The sequence below is a fragment of the Phaeobacter sp. JH20_02 genome, assembly GCF_048056915.1.
GTDB classification, from domain to species: Bacteria; Pseudomonadota; Alphaproteobacteria; order Rhodobacterales; family Rhodobacteraceae; genus Phaeobacter; species Phaeobacter bryozoorum.
The window spans coordinates 118360-138749 of record NZ_JAYMVP010000001.1; the positions used below are offsets into that span (position 1 = coordinate 118360).

20 protein-coding genes are annotated in these 20390 nt (G+C 60.0%); 10 read left to right on the forward strand and 10 right to left on the reverse strand.

Features of this window, described 5'->3' with window-relative positions; translation table 11 throughout:
* The first annotated feature begins 20 nt into the window (after nucleotides 1-20).
* Nucleotides 21-1028 carry an Ldh family oxidoreductase gene (locus VWY34_RS00580; protein WP_416545046.1) on the forward strand — a complete coding sequence of 336 codons (1008 nt, stop codon included), beginning with the start codon at nucleotides 21-23 and terminating at the stop codon, nucleotides 1026-1028.
* A 71-nt stretch (nucleotides 1029-1099) separates the two neighbouring features.
* On the opposite strand, the gene VWY34_RS00585 is transcribed toward VWY34_RS00580, so the two are convergent.
* From VWY34_RS00585 to VWY34_RS00605, 5 genes are all read right to left on the reverse strand, one after another.
* A complete protein-coding gene (locus VWY34_RS00585) occupies nucleotides 1100-3520 on the reverse strand; it encodes a GcvT family protein (protein WP_416545048.1) in 2421 nt (806 codons plus the stop codon).
* A 144-nt stretch (nucleotides 3521-3664) separates the two neighbouring features.
* The gene (locus VWY34_RS00590) at nucleotides 3665-3904 is read right to left on the reverse strand and encodes a hypothetical protein (protein ID WP_340547690.1); all 240 of its coding nucleotides are present in this window, start codon (nucleotides 3902-3904) and stop codon (nucleotides 3665-3667) included.
* A gap of 15 nt (nucleotides 3905-3919) precedes the next feature.
* A complete protein-coding gene (locus VWY34_RS00595; protein ID WP_416545050.1) occupies nucleotides 3920-5074 on the reverse strand; it encodes an aromatic ring-hydroxylating oxygenase subunit alpha in 1155 nt (384 codons plus the stop codon).
* A gap of 89 nt (nucleotides 5075-5163) precedes the next feature.
* Complete coding sequence (locus VWY34_RS00600) at nucleotides 5164-6069, reverse strand: LysR substrate-binding domain-containing protein (protein ID WP_416545052.1); 906 nt, start codon at nucleotides 6067-6069, stop codon at nucleotides 5164-5166.
* A 243-nt stretch (nucleotides 6070-6312) separates the two neighbouring features.
* Complete coding sequence (locus VWY34_RS00605; RefSeq protein WP_416539616.1) at nucleotides 6313-7071, reverse strand: hypothetical protein; 759 nt, start codon at nucleotides 7069-7071, stop codon at nucleotides 6313-6315.
* A gap of 83 nt (nucleotides 7072-7154) precedes the next feature.
* On the opposite strand from VWY34_RS00605, the gene VWY34_RS00610 reads away from it, so the two are divergent.
* Both VWY34_RS00610 and VWY34_RS00615 read left to right on the forward strand, forming a co-directional pair.
* Nucleotides 7155-7712 (forward strand): MarR family winged helix-turn-helix transcriptional regulator, encoded by a 558-nt coding sequence (locus VWY34_RS00610; protein ID WP_416545054.1) that lies wholly within the window; start codon nucleotides 7155-7157, stop codon nucleotides 7710-7712.
* On the forward strand, nucleotides 7699-8400 hold the full coding sequence (locus tag VWY34_RS00615; RefSeq protein WP_416545056.1) for an MOSC domain-containing protein: 702 nt from the start codon (nucleotides 7699-7701) through the stop codon (nucleotides 8398-8400). Before VWY34_RS00610 ends, VWY34_RS00615 begins: the two co-directional genes overlap by 14 nt.
* A 55-nt stretch (nucleotides 8401-8455) precedes the next feature.
* Here VWY34_RS00615 and VWY34_RS00620 read toward each other — a convergent pair whose 3' ends face one another.
* Together VWY34_RS00620 and VWY34_RS00625 are read right to left on the reverse strand one after the other, a co-directional pair.
* Nucleotides 8456-9964, reverse strand: coding sequence for a flavin-containing monooxygenase (locus VWY34_RS00620; protein WP_416545058.1), 1509 nt, complete (start codon nucleotides 9962-9964; stop codon nucleotides 8456-8458).
* A gap of 131 nt (nucleotides 9965-10095) precedes the next feature.
* Nucleotides 10096-10536, reverse strand: coding sequence for a cupin domain-containing protein (locus VWY34_RS00625; RefSeq protein ID WP_416545060.1), 441 nt, complete (start codon nucleotides 10534-10536; stop codon nucleotides 10096-10098).
* A gap of 155 nt (nucleotides 10537-10691) precedes the next feature.
* On the opposite strand from VWY34_RS00625, the gene VWY34_RS00630 reads away from it, so the two are divergent.
* Together VWY34_RS00630 and VWY34_RS00635 are read left to right on the forward strand one after the other, a co-directional pair.
* Nucleotides 10692-11699: an AraC family transcriptional regulator gene (locus tag VWY34_RS00630; protein WP_416545062.1), complete on the forward strand. Its 1008-nt coding sequence runs from the start codon at nucleotides 10692-10694 to the stop codon at nucleotides 11697-11699.
* 97 nt (nucleotides 11700-11796) lie between these two features.
* Nucleotides 11797-12405: a TetR/AcrR family transcriptional regulator gene (locus tag VWY34_RS00635; RefSeq protein WP_416535496.1), complete on the forward strand. Its 609-nt coding sequence runs from the start codon at nucleotides 11797-11799 to the stop codon at nucleotides 12403-12405.
* 2 nt (nucleotides 12406-12407) lie between these two features.
* On the opposite strand, the gene VWY34_RS00640 is transcribed toward VWY34_RS00635, so the two are convergent.
* The gene (locus tag VWY34_RS00640) at nucleotides 12408-13166 is read right to left on the reverse strand and encodes a formylglycine-generating enzyme family protein (RefSeq protein ID WP_416545064.1); all 759 of its coding nucleotides are present in this window, start codon (nucleotides 13164-13166) and stop codon (nucleotides 12408-12410) included.
* Between the two features lie 38 nt (nucleotides 13167-13204).
* Complete coding sequence (nirK, locus tag VWY34_RS00645; RefSeq protein ID WP_340547701.1) at nucleotides 13205-14428, reverse strand: copper-containing nitrite reductase; 1224 nt, start codon at nucleotides 14426-14428, stop codon at nucleotides 13205-13207.
* Between the two features lie 296 nt (nucleotides 14429-14724).
* Between nirK and VWY34_RS00650 the strand changes: the two genes are divergently transcribed.
* Nucleotides 14725-15414 carry a Crp/Fnr family transcriptional regulator gene (locus tag VWY34_RS00650; RefSeq protein ID WP_416535498.1) on the forward strand — a complete coding sequence of 230 codons (690 nt, stop codon included), beginning with the start codon at nucleotides 14725-14727 and terminating at the stop codon, nucleotides 15412-15414.
* 55 nt (nucleotides 15415-15469) lie between these two features.
* On the opposite strand, the gene VWY34_RS00655 is transcribed toward VWY34_RS00650, so the two are convergent.
* Nucleotides 15470-15694: a DUF1858 domain-containing protein gene (locus tag VWY34_RS00655; RefSeq protein ID WP_340547744.1), complete on the reverse strand. Its 225-nt coding sequence runs from the start codon at nucleotides 15692-15694 to the stop codon at nucleotides 15470-15472.
* 133 nt (nucleotides 15695-15827) lie between these two features.
* Here VWY34_RS00655 and VWY34_RS00660 point away from each other — a divergent pair, with 133 nt between their 5' ends.
* From VWY34_RS00660 to VWY34_RS00675, 4 genes are read left to right on the forward strand one after another with little or no spacing between them, the layout of a single operon-like run.
* A complete protein-coding gene (locus tag VWY34_RS00660) occupies nucleotides 15828-16280 on the forward strand; it encodes a c-type cytochrome (RefSeq protein ID WP_416545066.1) in 453 nt (150 codons plus the stop codon).
* Nucleotides 16281-16292: 12 nt separating this feature from the next.
* Complete coding sequence (locus VWY34_RS00665; protein WP_416541768.1) at nucleotides 16293-17651, forward strand: cbb3-type cytochrome c oxidase subunit I; 1359 nt, start codon at nucleotides 16293-16295, stop codon at nucleotides 17649-17651.
* 2 nt (nucleotides 17652-17653) lie between these two features.
* Complete coding sequence (locus VWY34_RS00670; protein WP_416535500.1) at nucleotides 17654-18448, forward strand: CbbQ/NirQ/NorQ/GpvN family protein; 795 nt, start codon at nucleotides 17654-17656, stop codon at nucleotides 18446-18448.
* 4 nt (nucleotides 18449-18452) lie between these two features.
* Nucleotides 18453-20390, forward strand: a complete 1938-nt coding sequence (locus tag VWY34_RS00675) for a nitric oxide reductase activation protein NorD (protein WP_416545068.1) — start codon at nucleotides 18453-18455, stop codon at nucleotides 20388-20390.

The following is a 20390-nucleotide window of genomic DNA, read 5'->3' on the forward strand; positions in this document are numbered from 1 at the left end:
TGAAAAACAGAAAGCCCGATATGACCGCAACCGAAACCCTGACCCTTGCCGAAATCGAAGACCTGGCCTTCCGCGTGTTGGTCAAGGCCGGCACCTCCGAAGCCAACGCCCGCCCCCTTGCTGTTGCAACCGCCATGACCGAAGCCGATGGCGTCGCCTCACACGGGCTGGCCTATATCCCGATCTATGCCCAACATGTCGAATGTGGAAAGGTGGATGGTCAGGCAAAGCCGGTTGTGGATCAGCCCCGCCCGGCGGTTGTCACAGTGGACGCAGCGACCGGTTTTGCCCATAGCGCCATTGATCTCGGCTTTGAAAAACTGATCCCGCTGGCCCGCGAGATGGGGGTTGCGGTTCTGGCGGTGAACAACTCCTACAACTGCGGTGTCCTCGGAGTTCACACGCAACGGCTGGCGCAGGCAGGATTGCTTGGCGTCGGTTTCACCAATGCGCCCGCCTCGATCGCGCCCTCCGGCGGTGCGAAGCCGGTTGTCGGCACCAACCCCTTCTCGATCGCGGCCCCCGACGCAGACGGGAATGCCGCGCTGCTGATCGACCAGTCCGCCAGCACAATTGCCAAGAGCGAAGTGATGAAACACGCCCGGGAGGGCAAAGCGGTCCCCGAAGGCTGGGTGCTGGATGCTGACGGACAACCAACCACCAATCCCGAGGCCGGGCTCAAGGGGTCAATGGTTCCTTCCGGCGGATACAAGGGCGTCGGCATCGCCTTGACTGTTGAACTGATGGCGGCTGCCATGACCGGCGCGACCCTCGGCTCCGTCGCCAGCCCCTTCTCTGGCACCGCGGGTGGGCCACCAAAAACCGGCCAGTTCTTCATTGCGATCGATCCGGCAGCGACCTCGGGCGGCGCATTCCACGACCGGCTGACCGACCTGATCGCATCAATCCATGATCAGGATGGCGCACGGCTGCCGGGCGATGGTCGTCGTGGCTGCCGCACACGCGCCGCGTCTGAAGGCGTCGCCGTGAACGCCGCACTGCTGGAGAAGGTCCGCGACCTTCTCTGATCCGTCGCGAGGAACACAAGACACCACGATGAAGGAGGCCATATGGCCTCCTTTATTCGTTCTCCTGAACGCTAGCCCCGCAGAATGGCACCATCTGCGTCGAACGGCGGTCGCTCCAGAATGACCGCCCGGTGTGGACGCCCCAGGACCATGACCTCCACCGCATCACCGGGCATTGCCTCTCGAACAAAGCCAAGCGCCAGCGACATGCCCACGCTGTATCCATAGGCGCCCGAGGTTACGCGGCCGATCCCCTTACCATCCTTGAATATAGGCTCTCCGCCGGTCGCATCGGCATTGGAAGCTGCCGTTCCGGCCTCATCCAGATGCAGCAGAACCATCCGTTCACGTGCCGGGTTCTCGAGGACCTTTTCTGCGGCAGCTTTGTTCAGGAAGTCTTTTTGCAACTTGCAAAGCCGGTCCAGCCCGACCTCCTGCGGCCAGTATTCCGGGCTATATTCCCGGCTCCAAGAGCCGTAACCTTTTTCGATCCGCAAGGACATCAACGCCCGACTCCCGACAGGACCTGCGCCGAACTCCTCACCAGCAGCCAGGAGCGCCGAGTAGAGACGCGGCTGATCTTCGCGCCTGCAATGCAGCTCCCATCCCAGATCGCCGGTGAAAGAAACCCGTAGTGCAAGCACCTGAATCCCGGCAAGATCAATCCAGGCCGAACGCATGAACGGAAACTCATCGGTCGAGAGGGAGGTATTTGTCAGGCGTTGCAGCATCTCACGTGATTTCGGCCCCGCGACATTGAAACCGCAGATCTCGTCTGTCAGCGACACGAACATAGTGCCTTCTGGCAGCGGCACCTCCTTGAAGAATCGCTTGTGATAGCGCTCGGCCATGCCGGATCCGATGATCCAGAACTCATCCTCAGAAACACGGGTCACCGTGAAATCCCCGGCAATCCCACCGCGTTTCGAAATCAGCGGCGTCAGGCAGGACCGTCCCACCGCATTTGGCATCGCATTGGCAAAGACCGCGTTCAGCCATTCTTCGGCCCCGGGCCCCGCACACCGGTATTTGGCAAAGTTGGATATGTCGATAATGCCCGCACGGGACCGCAGCATTCTGCACTCATCGCCAACGGGTCCCCACCAGTTCTGACGGGTGAACCCATTGGTATCCTTGGCGCCGGGCGCTTCTGCAAACCAGAGGGGATGTTCCCAACCGGCGTTGAGGCCAAAGACCGCGCCCATTTCCGCCTGTTGCTCATATATCGGCCGCGTCCGTGCCGGGCGACCAGCGCTGCGTTCTTCATTGGGAAAATGGATGGCAAAGCGATGGGCATATTGATCCCGCACCCGCGCCTTGGTGAAATCTTTGGTCGCCCAACTGCCAAACCGCGCCATGTCCCAGGCGAACATATCATATTGGGTCTCACCCTCGATGATCCATTGCGCCGCCATCAGCCCCATACCGCCGGACTGCGAGAAACCCGGAATAATGCCATTGCAGCAGAAATATCCATCAATTTCGGGCACCGGCCCCATCAGGACATTGGCGTCCGGCGACCAGATCATCGGACCATTGATGACACGCTTGATGCCAGCGTCACCAACCGCAGGCAGGCGTTCGATGGCGTTCATCATGTTCTCTTCGATCCGCTCCAGATCATCTGGAAAGAGATCATGTGCAAAGTCGAGCGGCGTGCCCTCCTCGGCCCAGAACTTCATATCCTTTTCATAGGCGCCAACCAGCAGCCCCTGCCCTTCTTGCCGCAGATAATACTCACCATCCCGGTCACTGACGGATGGCAGGCGGGTCCCATGCGCGGCCACGGCAGCCATGGTCTCGGTAACGAAATACTGATGCTCAGTTGGCTGCAACGGCAGCTCGATCCCCGCCAGCGCCGCGACCTCGCGGCCCCAGAGCCCTGCCGCATTCACCACCCAAAGCGTGCGGATATCTCCTTTGGGCGTCTTAACAATCCAGCTGCCATCGTCTTGCTGCTCGGTCGCCGTCACAGGGGTGAAACGATGGATTTCGGCGCCCCGCTGGCGCGCCCCGAGGGCATAGGCATTCGTCACGCCAGAGGGATCCACATTGCCACCATCGGGTTCATACATAACACAGCGGATGCCATCGTAATTGACCAGCGGGTTCAGGCGCCTGGCCTCCTCGATGCTGATCTCGTAAAAATTCATCCCGTAGAGCTTGGCCTTTGCGGCCTGCAACCTCAGCTGGTGTTCACGTTCCACTGTCTGCGCCAAATAGAGGGACCCAGGCTGAAATACGCCACAGCTCTGTCCGGTCTCAGCTTCCAGTTCCTTGTAGAGAGACATCGTATAGTGCTGGATACGGCTGATATTGGTGCTGTCATGCAACCCGTGGATATTTGCCGCCGCGTGCCAGGTGGACCCGGACGTCAACTCGTTCCGCTCCAGCAGCACCACATCTGACCATCCCAGTTTGGTCAGGTGGTAGAGGATTGAACACCCAATAACCCCTCCACCGATGACAACTGCCTGTGCTTCTCTACGCATCTTTGCTCCCTTCAAGAGCCTATCTTAACGGAGCAGCGATCCACACTGCCTCCGCTATCGGTTGAACCGCTTGGTGCCTGTGGCCGGTCGCACAGGTCACCATGCCAGCCGGTTTTTTCAGCACAAATACCCGTCTGTGACATGTCAGAAGCTGAGGCGCTGCACGCGCCCCCGTGCCGCAAGCCGCGCATTCAGCGGATCGGCTTCGGGCGCGCCGAGTTCCAGAGCAAAGACAAAGGCATGCGTGAGGAAAAAACAGGCCCTGTCTATATCGTCGGCCGCCTCTGCATAATCGGCGGCCAGTGAATAGAGCCGCACGAGAGCCGCGCCATCATCTGCGGCATGCGCCTGCAACAGGGCGCGATCAAGCTCATCGCGTTCCATGGCACAGGAACTCGCTCATTTTGCACGACCTTTCTGAACCTCGGTCGCCACCCAGTGATGGAAGTTATGAGTTGGCCCATCCATCACCGGAGAGAACCGGCCGCCATCGAACAACACGCCGTGACGCCCCTTCTGCATGCCCTCCACCACAAAGATATCTTCCTCGAAGACGGTCTTCCACAGCTGCGCATTAGAGGCACGCAAACCATCAAGTTCCGGCGTGTCCCGCTCGCTTCTGGCATAGTAAAGCTCGATATGCTCGACCGTATGCCCGCAGTCCTTCGGCTCCAGAACAATCGCGAAACTATGGTCACGCTGCACCCCCAACAGAACGTTGGGATAGACCGCGACATATTCCGCACCCTCATCCCATTGATCACTCAGCCCGTCGAAATCCGGCAGTTTCGCACCGGCTTCGTCGGTCAGTTGGCGATAGACCAGCGTGCCCTGACCCGAGTATTTTCCCCGCTCTTCAATGTTGTAGTGGTCTTCCAACCGCGAATAGCTGTTAAGCCCGGGGTGAACCCACGGCAGATGATAGCTCTCGCAGTAGTTTTCGACCGCCAGCTTCCAGTTGGTTGCCACCTCCAGCTTCAGCGATGACCCTTCGCCACCGTGGTAAATCGGTGTCTCAAATTCGCGCCAGCGGTCCAGCAATGCGGCATGGGCTTCGGCGAACTCGGGCGCCTCGCCATCGACATTCACAAAAATCACGTCTCGCCAGATATGCGCCCGGACGCGGATCAGGCCAAGCTTGCTGATGTCGACATCGTCATGGGTACTCTGCCCGGGACCACCGATATGCGGAGTCGCACGCAATGCCCCGTCGAGCCCGTAGCACCAGCTGTGATAGGGGCAACGTATGGCCCCGCGGATTTTCTGTGGCTTGTCCACCAGGATCATACCCCGGTGGCGGCAGGTGTTTTGAAACACGCCGATGTCACCGTTTCGGTCGCGCACCAGCAGCAGCGGCACACCAAGAAAGTCGACCGGTTTGGCATCGCCTGGTTCCGGAATATCCTTGCCAAACCCAATTCCTGACCAATTGGCAAAAAGAACCGAGCGCTTTTCCTCATCGAAGACGCGGGGGTCAACATAGTGTTCATTTGGCAGGCCGTTTGCCGTGTTTACCTCGGTCAGCACGGACGACAGGGGGGTATGCGTGTTCATCGAACTCTCCATGGCGTGAGCTTTTCCCTATTGGAGGATCGGATCAATTCCGCTCAATAGGGGAAAACCTCATTCATGAATGAGCCTGACTAAACCGAACTGCGGCTTGCTTCCGACAGGATCCAGGCTTTCAACTTGCGGGCATTCGGCGACAGTTCATCATCCGGCAGACCCACCAGATAGAACTCTTGCGGTGCCGGAACGCTCTGATTGCCGACAATGGCAAGCTTCTTGCTGTCGAGCATCGGCTGGATAAGCCGCTTCCAGCCAAGCGCTACGCCCGCCCCCTTACGGGCAATTTGCAACGCCACTGAATAGCTGGTCACGCGGGTGCCAACCGAAATGTCGCCCCGATGACCCAACTCTTGGAACCAGTCGGCCCAGGTGGTCCAGCTCTGACTGACGTTGTGCAGATGGATCAGCCGCTGCGCTGCCAGATCCTGTAGCGATGAGCCCGCCAGTCCTTCGGCGATATCCGGCCGGGCAACCGGGACAAGTCGATCCCGATAGATCGCCGTATGGGCCAGCGTAGCGTCGGGATCACGCCCATACCTGATAAAGAAATCGAACTCCCGCGTGTCGTGAAATGGTCGATCCTGGGTGATCTGGTGAATGTTCAAATCCGGATAATCACGCCAAAATCGGATGATCACCGGCGACAGCCAAAGGGCTGCGACCGCCGTCGTCGATCCGACGGTCACGGCATCTTCCTCGCCCATCTGACGGGTCTTAGACAATTGCCGCGAGATCTGCCGGAACGATGTGGCCAAAGTCTCAAACAGCGCCTGACCTTCGCGCGTCAGCTCGACACCGCGATGTTTCCGCTGGAACAACGCCACACCCAGCTCGCCTTCGAGAGCCTTGATCTGGTGGCTGACCGCTCCGGGTGTCACAGACAGTTCCTGCGCCGCATTTTTGAAGCTCAGGTGCCGGGCTGCGGTTTCAAAGGCCGCCAATGTGGTTAGCGGCGGCAGGTCGTAGTGTCGTCTGGACATGATGCGCCGCCATTCGTGGGACCAGGGATTAAGTCAGTTCACCTGAATATGAGTGGTTTTCGAATTGAATGGCAAATCCAAATGCGTTGGCGAGAGATCGTATTCATCACCTCCGGCCCCTGCCGATCCAACATCGGCCGGGGCAACCGTTCCGAAATCTATTGAAACGCCTCAAATCACGATCCCAGCACCGATAGTTCATAGGCATGAGGTAGCGCGGCACATGTGCCGCGCCATTTGCGTTCAGTTGATTTTTCCCGGCAGGGTCAGGTCGCCCGACGCAATATCGAAAACATCCACCACGCAGAGCAACGGCGCATGCACATTTGCATTGACGCGCAGGGCCGACGTAACACCATCATACGCCACATCAGCCAGAGTCACATCGCTGCGAAATCCGACCGTCACAGTCACTTCCGGCCCGTTGAACAGGGGCGTAAATCCCGGGCTATCCAGATAGATCGGAAGCCCCGGCCAGGTGGCCGGCAGCTGCGGGGTGGCGCCTTCTGGAATGTCACGCACCGCCAACGCGCCCGGCCCGCAGGCTTCGGTCGGGGTCAGAACCACCCAATGACTGTGCCACAGGAGACCGTCGTTGCCGGTATCGCCGTCGTTGTTTTCATCCACCAATGGCGTGTCGTCAAAGTCCGGGTGACTGGTTGCAGCCAGCGCGAGTATTCCGCTGCCTGCCTCAAACCCGACGGCAGCCGGGTCAAGCGAGGTCGGCCAAACATAGGAGAAAACCTCAGCCCCGCCGACCGAACCGACTGCTTCGGGCGTATCCGCGCCAGCGCTGCCATTTGTCGTCATGTGGAAGGTGACAGTGTTCCCTTTGCGGTGCGCATGAGCCGCAAGAATATCAAAGGATGCCGTCTTCCCCCCATCGGATGCCGAGATAATAGCGCCCTGCTGATGCACGGCATGATCGCCATCGGCGAACGCGCCGGTTGCGCCCGCCGCACCGAGGCCCAGGATCGCAGCCGTCACTAGAAATCGTGTCATTTTCGTCTCCATCTTAGTTCGTAGCGACTCGCTACCAAATAAGAGTTATTGCAGTTTTGATTTCGAGTCGATACCAATTGTTCATGACATCACATCACCGCATCCGCGCGCTCATCAATCGTCTGGCCCGTCTCGACGCCGCCGGGGGATGGTCTGACAGCCTGAATCCGGCCCAAACAGCGGCGCTGGACTACCTCGCGCGCGCCAATCGCTACTCACGGGCGCCCTCGCATGTGGCCGATTATCTGGGCACCACACGCGGCACCATGTCGCAAACGCTCAAGACACTCGCCCGAAAAGGGTTCGTGCGCGAAGAGCCAACAACTGGCGATCAGCGTTCGATTTCTTACGGCGTGACAGCTGAGGGGCAGGCACTAGCCGAAGCGCCTTCGGTCATCGGCGGCGCATTGACCGCAATGCAGGACGCGGAAACCGCCGCGTTGGAAGAGGCGCTCAGCGCGACCCTGCGTGCGGCTTTGGAAGCCCGTGGCGGGCGCCCCTTTGGCCTGTGCAGGACCTGCGCCTATCACGACGCAGGCCCTGCCGATGGGTATTGCACCCTGTTGCAGCTACCGCTGCAGCCCGGCGATCGAGATTTAATATGTGTTGAACATAAGGCGCTTTCAGATGACACGACCTGACCTATCCGCCCCGATCGCGGGCATTTTTCATGGCGCTGTCCACAGCCCATGGGCCGACAAACCGCCAACCGCCATTCACAAGTCCCCAGTCGCCGGATCTCAGATGATCGACATCAACGGCTTCACCGGCGACTCGCAGGCCGATCTGACGGTGCATGGTGGAGCGGACAAGGCAATCCACCACTACGCCAGCGAGCACTACCGCCTGTGGCAGGACGAGGCCGAGCTGCCTCCGACAGCGGTTCCGGCAGCTTTTGGCGAAAACATCGCCAGTTACGGGCTGACTGAGGACACCCTCTGCATCGGAGACATCCTGCGACTGGGAAGTGCTGTCGTTCAGATCAGCCAGGGCAGACAGCCCTGCTGGAAACTCGGTCTCTATACTCAGAACAAGCGGATGCCCTACCTGTTCCAGAAGACCGGCCGCACCGGATGGTACTACCGCGTCCTTGAGCCGGGGGCGGCACAGACGCACGACGAGATCAGGCTTATCGAACGGCGCCATCCCGAATGGACCGTACACCGCGTGACCCATGCGAGGCTGACTCGCAAGATCACAGCCGGAGAGGCCGCCAGCCTGGCCGATCTCGCTGATCTCGCCGCAGGCTGGCGCGCCGCCTTTGCGCGAATGGCAGGCGGCGACGCGGGCGAAGACACCAGCGCCCGACTGGGCGGCGTGCAGGCTTAGGCGCTGTGAAACCCGGCGTCCAGGACGCAGCCATGATCGCCCCCTCGACGCCAGCCTATTTCCCGATCTGGCAGCGTTGGCCGGCCTGATACTGCGGGGCCGAGGCCAGAAACTGCCCATAAGCCGCCGCATCCGGGGGCGAGAATTGCTCGACCAAGGGATTCTTGCGCTTGCGCTGTTGTGCTCCCATGTCGGCCAAAAGCTCGTCGAAGTGTTTGAAATGAAACGGTGCTGAACACAGACCGCCATAGACCTGCGCCGCAGGTCGCTCCCGACGGCGCCAGTCCAGCATCATCTCGATATTCTGCTCCATCTCCGCCCGGCTGGGCTGGTGAGCCAGTTTGCCATCGGCATAGCGAACCAGCCAATTGGCAATCATCTCGGCCGACAGGACCGTGCAAAAGCTGGAGTTGAAACCAACAAACCCCATATCGGGCAGATCCGGGTTCACCGACAGGCGATAAACGCGATACTGCCCATCGTCTTCGATCAACTTGTCACGATACTCCTGCGCCAGATAGGGCACACCCAGCTTCCAGCCAACCGCCAGCACCGCCACATCACATGGCACCACCTCGCCGGTACTCAGCCGCAAACCTTCCTCCTGATAGCTCTCAAACGTGCCGATAACGGGCTTGATACTGCCATCGTTCAACGCCTCAAACAGACCTGGAGTCACAATCGGGACCGAGCAGGACACCTCTTTTTCAATCGGCGTGGTGGGGACCATATTGTGCTTCTTCAGACCCAGTTGCAGCTTCAGCAGGGTCTCCAAACCGCGAAAATTGGCCCAGACCAGAGGCTTCAGCAGCGCGGCGATACCGCGTTGAAAAGGCGACTTACCCCATTGATTGAACTGCTGCTCCTGCGCCCGCATATATAGCAGCTTCTTGAAGTTGATGCCGCCGACATAATAGGGCACCCGCCAGACATTCTCCCGATAGACCAGCCGAACAGATCTCGCCCCACTCTTGGCCGCATTGACAGCAATATCGGTGGCCGATTTAGAGCCGCCCAGCACCACCACATGTTTGCCCACAATCATGCCGGGATCCGTATAATCAGATGAATGTATCACCTGTCCGCCACGGGCGATGAATGCGTCCTGACCGGGATGGGTGATGATGTTCTTTTCCGAAAACTGACCCGTACAGATCGCAACAAAATCGAAATCCTGTTGCCAGCTCTTCCCGGCGGCCTCCAGGGTCAGGGTCCAGCCGGGCTGCCCATCCTGACGCCGCTCCATCGCCGTAACGGAAGTGTTGAGCCGGAACAGTCGCGCCAGCCCGTGTTTCTGCGCGTAAGAATGCAGATAGGCGTGAACCTGCGGACCTTTCGGCCATTCCGGGTAATCTGCGGGCATCGGATGATCGGTGTAGCAATATAGATCCTTCGGCGACTGTGTCTGCACATCCGGGTATGACCGCGACAGCTCCCAGACACCGCCGAAATCATGGCTGCGTTCATAACCGATCACCCTGTGGCCGCGTTCATCAAAGGTTTTGGCCGCAGCCAGACCACTGACACCGCCGCCGATAACCGCAACTGTTTTGCGTGTTGTCATGTCCTGTTCTCCCCTCTCGATCCAATCTGCGATGAACCGTTCTGTCCCTCACCTGCCTCCCCGCAGGCCGGTGTGTTTCCTGCCGGAACGGGGTTGGACGGTGGCACCGCCCCACCCGCGCTCCGGATTGCTCATGCGTCAGCCGGGGGTGGCAGAAAATCGACCTCATGCAGCGCAGAGAGACGCACCAGCTCCTCCGGGTCGGTCAGACCGTCCAGCTCAATGAACAGGTCGAACAGTTTGCGCGCGGGCGCGACGCCGAAAATACAATGCGCCTCAGCACCGGAGCGGTTGAATATCGCATGTGCTTCGCCCTTGGGCATACGCACTGTATCCCCCGGCCCCGCCTTATGCACATCGCCCGAGAATTCCACCTCAAGCTCCCCCGACAGGACACTGATCCATTCATCCTGGGTTGGATGGATATGCGGCGGTACAAAGGTGTCGGCCGGCAGAACCGCAGCCCATATGAAGGCATCGGTGCTGAGCAACTTGGGCACATAAGTTTGCCCGACAACGGTCCAGGACATGCCGCGAATACCGTCTTTTGCCTTGGTGATCCCTTTTTCCATGACGTCTCCTCCCTGAAATTGATCTAATGCCGCCAGACTGCACCAGCGTCGCACATTCGATTATCCAGAAAACGAACCCAATTGATGGCAGGATGGTTGAGGCTTGAAATATCTCCGGGGCAATCTAAGCTGCAGTCCTCTGATCTGGAGGCAAGATGGCCATCCCAGCCAACCCGGACACAGTTGAGCATTTGAGCAATCATCCGCTGCTGCGCACCGGGGATCTGGACGAGGCACGCCACCGGGTGGGGCAGAAATTCTGCGATCACCGGCTGGATTTCGCCAAACGGCATCAGGATCTCGCGGTCCGCCATAATCACGCAGCCGGGCGTCACTGCTCGATCAATTACCTGCACTACGGCGCCGAGGTGACTATTGACCCCGGTATGTTGGACTCGTTCTACCTGTTGCAGATCCCGCTTTGCGGCCAGGCCAGCGTCCGGCATCGCGGCGCCGAGATCCTGGCCGACATAACCACTGCAACGGTGCTCAATCCCGATCGGGACGCTTTGATGCGGTGGAGCGCCGATTGCCGCAAGCTGCTGCTTCAGATCGACCGGAATTACCTTGAAACGGTTGCGCGGCAGCTGATCGGAGCAGAACTGCCGGGGCCAATCCGTTTTGCCAGCCGCGTCGATCTGCTTGCTCCTAGCGGGCGGCGGCTGCGGCAGATGGTCTGTGCCTGCGTTCAGGCGGCAGAAGTCGGCATTTTGTTCCAGGGGCGTTTGCGTGGTTCGGATATCCGGGTGGAACAGGATCTGGCGCGAGAGCTATTGACGCGGCTGCCCAGCAATATCTCCCACATCATTGAACGGGCTGACCACGGGTCCCTGCCACCCGGCGTTCGCGCGGCGATGGACTTCATCCACGCCAATCTCAGCAACCCAATACAGCTGACCGACATTGCGGAACATGCGGGCATGAATGTCCGCACCCTTCAAAAGGGCTTTCGCCGCGCTTTTGGGCAGAGCCCGATGCGGGTACTGCGCAACGCGCGACTGGATGCGGCCCACTATCAACTGATGGCGCAGCGCGACACACCCGACGTCACCACCGCTGCATTTTCCAACGGGTTTTCCCACCTGGGCCGTTTTGCGCGCGACTACAAGGGACGGTTCGGGCATTCGCCCAGCCAAACCGCGCGGCGGCAATACACCCCTTAGGGCCTCGACCTTGTCAGCCTGTTGCGCGGAGGCTACATCTCTCCGCAGACCGCAGACCCGCACAGCTGCGCGACAGAGCATTCACCTCAGGACACTGATGTCAGACGGCAAGCCCAAACTCACCCGGACCGAGACCACCGCCAAACGGCGGCAGCAGATCCTTGAGGCGGCAGTCAGATGTTTTCTTGAAACTGGCTATCACCAGACCGGTGTCCGCGATATCGCGACGCGCGCCGGCGTCAGCCTCGGTAATCTCTATAATCATTTCCCCGGCAAACATGATGTGCTGGTCGAAATCGCTGCGCTGGAACGACAGGAACTCTCGCCGTTTATCGACGCGCTCACCCAAGCGCGCCCGCCGCTTAAACTGCTCGACAGTTTTGTAAAATCCTATGCCAAATATCTCGCAGTGCCTGAAAACGTTATTCTGGGTCTGGAGATCACCAGCGAGGCCATCCGCAAACCCGATATCGCTCGGTTGTTTCTGGACAATCGAAACGCGCTGGTTGCGGCCCTCGCCAAGGTAATCGAACGCGGTATGTCCACAGGTGACATGCGCCGCGATCTCGATCCGGAGGGCACGGCGCAGATGATTGTCGATCTGATCGAAGGCAGCGCCTATCGCAGTGTCCTGGACAGGGTTCCGATCCGGCGTATGCGCGCAAACCTGCAAGGATTCATCACTGCGGCAGTTAGGGCAGAATAACCTCAGATGGGCGTATCACGGACAAGTCTCACGCCCAGATGCGCCGGGGGTGACCCTACTGCACAGCCCCCACGAGCGGGATCGCGGACAAGAAACGGAACTGCCGCCAGATGCTCGCCCGCAACGAAATACGCCGGACAACGATCGAGGCTGGCCCCGGACTCGCCGGCATAGCAGTCCTGTGTCCATTCCCATACATTGCCATCCAGATCGACAACACCATCAGGCGAAGTTGCATAACTGCCCTGGGGGCGCAGCGTCCGGCTGCGCTGCTCACCAAGGAGATAGGCCGAAGCCCAGCTAAGATCGGGATCGCTAAAGATCGGTTCAGGCTCGGCTGGGAGTACCGACTCCGCGAGATAGGCCCATTCCGCAACACTTGGCAGGCGATAGCCGCCATCACTGCCCGCATTGATCCACGCCAGATACTGGCTCACATCAACATGGCTCACTCCCGTTGCAGGCATTGTCTTTGCATCCTGATTGGCGCGAGTGCGCAGCTTTAGGCTGCACATCCCATCTGCGTGACAGCGGTTCCACTCGGCGACGGTGACTTCATGTCTCATGACATAAAGTCCGCGCCCAGCATCTGGCTCCATGGCGGCCAGAACCAGCTCTGGATGGACACTCTCCCCCGCCGACCCGATGGGCCCGCGAGGGAGATATTGTCCAAGCGCCCAGATCAGCGCTGCCGCCACAGCCAGGCCAAGACCCAGCAGGGCTATCCGGTTCCCGATATCGTGCGAAATGGCGGCAGTCATGTGAGCCTTCCTTCTGCAAGCGCTGGCGGCGCAGCCGTTCAGGTTTCAAAGCTGCGGGGAGCAACCACCTGTTCCATCAGCGCATTGTTCCAGGCCCCATCGACCACAAAATGCGCTGTGGCGCCCAGCAGAACCGCCTCGATCAGATTGTGGTTCACATAGGCATAAACGCCGGGTTGTTCGAAGGTATACATCGCCGCCATGGCACTTCCGCCGCGCACGAACCAGCTCTCGATGCCAGTCAGCGGCGCATCTGTGAACGACCCTGTTTCCCACACATAGTTGCCATGCCCACCAATCAGGTGCGGACGCGAGTCGCGATTGGCCTGATTGTGGATCATCAGAACGGTCTCACCGACCTTGGCCCGCAGGGCGTTTTCACCCGTCAGCGCGCCAACCGCACCATTGAACACGGAATGGGTCGGCACCAGAGTGCGCATCGCTTCGATACTGTCGGCGTAGTCGTCACCGGCCAAATCGTAGGTCCGGTAATCGCCGTTTTCATCCATCGGCAGATAGTAATCCTGCTCGCCGATATAGGCGATACTGTCATAGCGCAGCGGGTTACCCTCACCGTCTTTCAGACCATCGCGCGGCAGCACCATAATGGCACCATTCATACCATGCGTGACATGATAGGGGATCATCGCGCCGCCCGGCGCACAGTGATAGGTGAAGCAGCCGGCCTTGGTTGCCTTCCAGCGCAAGACGGTTTCTTCGCCGGGGAAGACATGGGTCAGACCGCCTCCGCCCAACGCCCCTGTCGAGGCATGGAAGTCGATATTGTGCTCCATCTGGCTATCGGTCGGATTGCGCAAAGTGAGTTCGACGTAGTCGCCTTCATGCACGATAATCAGCGGACCGGGGACCGACCCGTTGTAGGTCAACGCCCAGATTTCGGCGCCGGTATCCTCATCCACAACCATCAGTCGCTCTTCTGTGATCAACTCGATCTCGACGATTTTCGGACCACCGGTTGCGACCTGCTCGTGCTTGGGGGCAAAGGGAGGTGCAACCAGCTCCTGTTTGACGCGGGTATAGCCGGAGAGATCAACCGGCGCCGCCTCGGCCTGAGCCTGTGCTTCGGCCTGAATGAACCGTGGCGCCGCGCCGCGCAGTGGCGGAACAGCGGCCCGACGAGCTGCACCATTCGCCGCGGATGCCAGTCCGCCGGTCAGGGCCGCAGCACTCGCCAGAACTGTCCCACGCAAAACGTTGCGACGGCTTGTCGGTGCAAGTCCGGGATTGAAGCGTTTGGTCATTGTCACTCTCCTTATCATTCGATCAGCCCAAAATCGGCGGGCGTTGTGAGTGGAATAGGGGTCTCCGGCCGCTCAGGGGCGGAGGCGTCCTTTCCTGCGCCGATGCAGCCGGAAGACAGCGCATCCCGCAGGTCTTGGTGTCGCGATTAATCTAGCTCGTCACACCCGACAGAACTTTGCGGCAGCGCAAAGACGGCGCGGCTTTTTGGCTGCGAGAGCGGCAACAGACTAAAGACATGGGTGACCATCACCGCGATATCGCGATAGGATGAACCAGTTCCTTGTTCGGAGATGCCGTGCGCCACCTACATGAAAGCCTGCTTCGACCGCTGCCGCCCTTCTCGCAGCTGGAGGATATCCAGATCCGCAGAATTCTTGATCAGGCAAGCAGCCGCGGCCTCGGACCCGGAGAGACCATCTTTGAAGAAGGGGCGCCTGCTGATCGCTTCTACCTGCTTCTGGACGGCACCATCCGCGTCGTCAGGATCACCAGCGACGGCGATCAGGTCACCTCTCTCCACATCCCATCCGGGCAGCTCTTCGGTATCGCCAAGGCATTGGGACAGGACCGCTACCCTGCAACGGCTGTGACCGCCAGTGAGGCGCTGATCCTGTCATGGCCGACCTCGCTGTGGAACAGCTTCACCGCTGACTACCCGGGCTTTGCAACTGAGACATATAAAACTGTCGGCGCCCGGGTGGGTGAGATGAACACCCGCATCATGGAAATGTCGACCCAGCATGTCGAACAGCGCATCGCCCGTGCGCTGCTGCGGCTGATCAATCAATCCGGTGTCAAGGTGGCCGAGGGCATCGAGATCGGATTTCCGATCACCCGCCAGGATGTATCTGAACTGACCGGCACCACGCTGCACACGGTCAGCCGCCTGCTGAGTGCCTGGGAAAAAGACGGCATGGTCAGCAGCAAACGCAAGAAGATCACAATCTGTGATCCGCATCGGCTGATGCTGCTCAGCGATCCCTGATCGCGCGGCGGGTCGGCTTGCCTGCCTAGCGTCATCGCTGGCCGCAGGAACCGACTTAACCCCGGTCGCCGCGAGCCAAGCGAACTGCCTCAGCCAGTTCGAGGCGAAACATATCCTCGTTAAGGTGATATTCGGCGCAGGCCTCTGCAACCGAATGAAATGGGCTGACCATGCAGCCGACGCACAACATGCCATGATCCATGAAAACCCGCAGTGTTTCCGGCCAGGTGGTCAGCAGCACGTCAAGCGGCAGGTCAGGGTCATCCAGTTTTGGTGGCAATTTCACAAGCCTGTCCTCTCTTCGATATCACGCTAACAGCCGCAATCGCGCCGAACCTTGCGCTTGCGCAACCTTTGCCGCTGCGCAGCGCGCTATCACCGGATGATCAGCAACTGCCGGAAAGGGCCAAGCCATGGCTGAATTTCTGACCAAGTCGCGGGCGCGCAATGTGTTCTACGGAGGGTCAATCTTCTTCGTCGTCGTGTTCATTGGCATGACCGTGCACAGCCACCGCTACGTCGTGACCACCTCGACCGCAGGAATGCCCCTGACCGAAGAGGTCAGCCTCGGCAAACGTGTCTGGGAGCGTCACTCCTGCATCAACTGTCACACGCTGCACGGCGAAGGTGCCTATTTTGCCCCCGAAGTCGGCAATGTCATGACCCGCTGGGGCGTTCAGGACGAACCGGAAGAGGCCTTCGAGACACTGAAGAACTGGATGGAGAGCCAGCCCAGCGGTGTCGAGGGTCGCCGTCAGATGCCGTATTACCAACTCACCGACGAAGAGATCCGGGGCCTGGCCGAATTTCTGCGATGGGCCGATCAGACCGACACTCAGGGCTGGCCGCCCAATGACGCGGGCTAAGGGAGAGACACAATGAAATATCAATCTCAGAAGGTCGCTCAGGCCTATTTCATCTGCGCTCTGGCGCTGTTCGGAATTCAGGTGATCGGCGGGCTATTGGCAGGCTGGATCTATGTCGCCCCCAATTTCCTGTCCGAGCTTCTGCCGTTCAACATCATTCGCATGATCCACACCAACGCGCTGATCGTCTGGCTGTTGCTTGGGTTCTTTGGCGCTGCCTATTTCCTGATCCCTGAGGAATCCGAACGGGAGATCTTCTCGGTCAAACTTGCCTATCTGCAACTTGCCATCCTGATGATCGGCACACTTGGCGCTGTTGGCTCCTATCTGGTGGGCATCCACGGAGGGCGCGAATTTCTGGAGCAACCGCTCTGGGTGAAATTCGGCATCCTCGTGGCCGCGCTGATCTTCCTGTTCAATGTGTCGATGACCGTACTGGCGGGCAAGAAAACCGCCATTACCAACGTGCTCCTGATGGGCCTGTGGCTGCTGTCGCTGCTCTGGGTCTTTGCGTTTATCAACCCCGAGAACCTGTCCCTCGACAAAATGTACTGGTGGTTCGTCGTCCATCTCTGGGTCGAAGCGACTTGGGAACTGGTTATGGCGGCGATTCTGGCCTTCCTGCTGCTCAAGCTGACGGGCGTGGACCGTGAGGTGGTCGAAAAATGGCTCTATGTCATCGTTGCCACCGCGCTGTTCTCGGGCATTCTCGGCACCGGACATCACTTCTACTGGATTGGCCTGCCCGGCTACTGGCAGTGGATCGGCTCGATCTTCTCCACCTTTGAGGTGATCCCCTTCTTCCTGATGATGTCCTTTGCCTTTGTGATGGTCTGGAAGGGGCGCAAGAACCACCCCAACAAGGCCGCGCTTCTGTGGTCGCTGGGATCGAGCACCGTGGCGTTCTTTGGCGCCGGTGTCTGGGGGTTCCTTCATACCCTGCATGGTGTCAACTTCTACAGCCACGGTACTCAGATCACTGCTGCACATGGGCATCTGTCCTTCTACGGGGCCTATGTGGCGCTGAATCTCGCGGTCTTCACCTATGCCATGCCGATGCTGCGTGGACGGGCACCCTATAACCAGGTCCTGAACATGGCGAGCTTCTGGCTGATGACCGGCGGCATGGCCTTCATGACCTTCGTCCTCACCTTTGCTGGCACCATCCAGACCCATATGCAGCGCGTCATTGGCGACTACTACATGGATGTTCAGGATGGTTTGGCGATTTTCTACCTGATGCGGTTTGGCGCCGGGGCCGCCGTTGTGATTGGCGCCCTCCTGTTCATCTATGCGCTGCTCGTGGTGCGTCGGGACGAGCTGATCGCACCGGGCCCGGTCCATGAGACCAGCACCATCGCAGGAGAATAGCCATGAATATGCAAACCCCCTGCGCGATCCCGCACTACTCTGAAATTGCAGGAGAATGCACCCTGTTCGAAACCGCATACAGCCAGGGTCTCCCCCTTCTGCTAAAGGGGCCAACCGGCTGCGGCAAAACACGTTTCGTCGAACATATGGCCGCCCGGCTCGGCCGCCCGCTATACACTGTGGCCTGCCACGATGACCTCTCGGCCGCCGACCTGATTGGCCGCTACCTGCTGAAGGGCGGCGACACCCAATGGGTCGACGGACCACTGACCCGGGCTGTCCGAGAAGGCGGGATCTGCTATCTTGATGAGGTCGTCGAGGCGCGCAAGGATGTGACAGTTGTGCTGCACCCTCTGACAGATAACCGCCGCAGGCTGATGATCGACCGCACCGGAGAGGAGCTGGTGGCGCCGCCAGGCTTCATGCTGGTCGCCTCCTACAATCCGGGCTACCAGAACGTGCTAAAGCGTCTCAAACCCTCAACACGTCAGCGCTTTCTCTCAGCCAGCTTCGACTTCCCGCACCCGCAGGCGGAAATCGCCATCGTTGTGCAGGAAAGCGGCCTAGATCCGTCCCGTGTTCAGCCTCTGGTCCGGCTGGCCGGGCACATCCGGTCTCTGTCGGGCATGGATCTTGAGGAAGGTGTCTCGACCCGGCTGCTGATCTACACCGCCAGCCTGATCCAAAGCGGCATGGCGATAGAAGCGGCACTGGACGCCGCGATCATCGAGCCCCTCACCGATGAAGAGGATATCAAACAAGCGCTGCGCGATCTGATCGCCACGATCTACGGGTAGCGCCATGAAATTGCTCGACCTGATGGAGCCGGAGGAAACTGTTGGCAACCTCTGGCACGATATGGCCAGCAATCTCGCCGGTGAGGTCGCAACGGATGGTGAAATGCTATCTGCTGCGGCCTGCCGGTTGCAGGACCTGCGACGCAGCCTTTCCGTCCTGTTTCGCGCCTTGGGGGGATCTGCCTCTGTGGAATTGGTCGAAACCCCCGCTACCGTCGCGCAGCATCGTCGCTCCTTCGGCCATCGGATCGCCGCTGACCGGCTGCGTGAATATATCCCCTGCTATGACGGCACCCGGCTGGCCCTGCCGCCGGTGATCGCCTGCTTTCCCAGCTACGATCTGAACCGGGCCGCCTATTTCTGGCTGGTCGCGCTTGCGGCGGTAACCGATCCAGCAGAACTGCACCCGCGCGCCGACATGCCTGCGCAGGCGCTGGACATGGCCCGGATCCGGGCCAACATTGCCGCCAGCAGGCGGGCTGCCCAACATTGTCCGGGCCTGCGGCCCGCTTATCTCCGGATGGCCGCTCTATGTGTGACACAGCGCCAATCACGACCGTTGCATACGGCCGAACGCGCAGTGGCAGAGCAGATCGTCGCCGCCCTGTCGTTGGATCCTTGGGCCATGGCGGCCGACTGGGGCGAATTCACTCCCTCGACAGACAGTAGCAGGTCCCAAAGATACATGCCCTTCGCTCCGGTGCCGATCTGGCTGCGCTATTCCTCCCCCGAGAGTTCCGCCTCGGCTGCGGCCGATCCTGATGACCAAAGGACGCCACTGGCCGCCGCCACCATGAGCCAACGCAAGCTCGGCGTGCGTGCAGACCAGGAGCAGGCCCGTCGCAAGGACAGCTTCATCCTGCACCGATTTGAATCAATCCTGTCCTGGGTCGAATCCATGAATATCAACCGCAGCGTTGATGACGACGATCCGGACAATGCCCAGAAGGCCGCCGAGGATCAGGATCTGATAACTCTGACCAAACACGACCGTCGCCTTGCCTCGCGGCTTCGACTGCATTTGGACCTGTCGCCCGCAGATGCCGAACACGAAAGGTTGAGCGCGGAATTCACCTATCCCGAATGGAACCATCGTAGCCAAAGCGAGATGGCGGATCATTGCCGCGTGCTGGAGGCCGCAGCGCAGCCTGACACCACACGTCCCTTCCGCCCCAATCCGCGCCAGATCCGCAGCGTCCGTCGCCAGTTCGAGGCCCTGCGTCCACGCCGGATCCTGCAACCGCGCCAGATCGACGGCGCCGAGCTGGATCTCGATGCGGTGATCAGCGCCCGCGCCGAGCTGGCCGCAACAGGGCGCGGCAGTGACCGGCTCTGGCAGAACACACGCCAGCAACAGCGGGATTTATCGGTCGCCTTTCTGATCGACACATCGCGTTCCACCGAGGCCGCAATTGCGGACAGCAGCGTGATTGAGATTGCGCGCAATGCCATGGCGGCGCTGGCGTTCGGGATCGACGTGGCCGGCGACAGATTGGCGATCTGGGGGTTCTCCTCGCTCCGCCGCGATCGCGTTTTCCTGACCCGCTGCAAGGGGTTCGACACGCCGATGTCTGAGGACGTCACCGCCAATATCGGCGCGTTGCAACCGGGCCATTATACACGGCTTGGCGCCGCAATCCGCCACGTCAGCGCGCAGTTGGCAACGGAGTCGTCCAGCCGTAAGCTGCTGATTATCCTCACAGATGGCAAACCCAACGATCTGGACCATTACGAAGGCCAGCATGGCATCGAAGACAGCCGCATGGCCGTTCGGACAGCCCGGCGCGCAGGCCAGCGCCTGCACGGCATCATCATCGACGAAGACGGTCAGGACTGGTTTGCCCGAATTTTCGGACGCGGCGGGTTTTCACTGCTGTCGGATCCCACACGGCTGACCCGCGCGCTGCCCGACATTTACCGAACACTCACACTGGAGACCTGA

Excerpts from the sequence above, each read along its gene's own strand:
- VWY34_RS00670 (WP_416535500.1), top strand. The coding sequence starts at position 17,654 with ATGAATATGCAAACCCCCTGCGCGATCCCGCACTACTCTGAAATTGCA.
- VWY34_RS00625 (WP_416545060.1), bottom strand. The coding sequence starts at position 10,536 with ATGGAAAAAGGGATCACCAAGGCAAAAGACGGTATTCGCGGCATGTCC.
- VWY34_RS00640 (WP_416545064.1), bottom strand. The coding sequence starts at position 13,166 with ATGACTGCCGCCATTTCGCACGATATCGGGAACCGGATAGCCCTGCTG.
- VWY34_RS00595 (WP_416545050.1), bottom strand. The coding sequence starts at position 5,074 with ATGAACACGCATACCCCCCTGTCGTCCGTGCTGACCGAGGTAAACACG.
- VWY34_RS00665 (WP_416541768.1), top strand. The coding sequence starts at position 16,293 with ATGAAATATCAATCTCAGAAGGTCGCTCAGGCCTATTTCATCTGCGCT.
- VWY34_RS00610 (WP_416545054.1), top strand. The coding sequence starts at position 7,155 with ATGACATCACATCACCGCATCCGCGCGCTCATCAATCGTCTGGCCCGT.
- nirK (WP_340547701.1), bottom strand. The coding sequence starts at position 14,428 with ATGACCAAACGCTTCAATCCCGGACTTGCACCGACAAGCCGTCGCAAC.
- VWY34_RS00605 (WP_416539616.1), bottom strand. The coding sequence starts at position 7,071 with ATGACACGATTTCTAGTGACGGCTGCGATCCTGGGCCTCGGTGCGGCG.
- VWY34_RS00580 (WP_416545046.1), top strand. The coding sequence starts at position 21 with ATGACCGCAACCGAAACCCTGACCCTTGCCGAAATCGAAGACCTGGCC.
- VWY34_RS00675 (WP_416545068.1), top strand. The coding sequence starts at position 18,453 with ATGAAATTGCTCGACCTGATGGAGCCGGAGGAAACTGTTGGCAACCTC.
- VWY34_RS00585 (WP_416545048.1), bottom strand. The coding sequence starts at position 3,520 with ATGCGTAGAGAAGCACAGGCAGTTGTCATCGGTGGAGGGGTTATTGGG.
- VWY34_RS00635 (WP_416535496.1), top strand. The coding sequence starts at position 11,797 with ATGTCAGACGGCAAGCCCAAACTCACCCGGACCGAGACCACCGCCAAA.
- VWY34_RS00630 (WP_416545062.1), top strand. The coding sequence starts at position 10,692 with ATGGCCATCCCAGCCAACCCGGACACAGTTGAGCATTTGAGCAATCAT.
- VWY34_RS00620 (WP_416545058.1), bottom strand. The coding sequence starts at position 9,964 with ATGACAACACGCAAAACAGTTGCGGTTATCGGCGGCGGTGTCAGTGGT.
- VWY34_RS00660 (WP_416545066.1), top strand. The coding sequence starts at position 15,828 with ATGGCTGAATTTCTGACCAAGTCGCGGGCGCGCAATGTGTTCTACGGA.
- VWY34_RS00590 (WP_340547690.1), bottom strand. The coding sequence starts at position 3,904 with ATGGAACGCGATGAGCTTGATCGCGCCCTGTTGCAGGCGCATGCCGCA.
- VWY34_RS00615 (WP_416545056.1), top strand. The coding sequence starts at position 7,699 with ATGACACGACCTGACCTATCCGCCCCGATCGCGGGCATTTTTCATGGC.
- VWY34_RS00600 (WP_416545052.1), bottom strand. The coding sequence starts at position 6,069 with ATGTCCAGACGACACTACGACCTGCCGCCGCTAACCACATTGGCGGCC.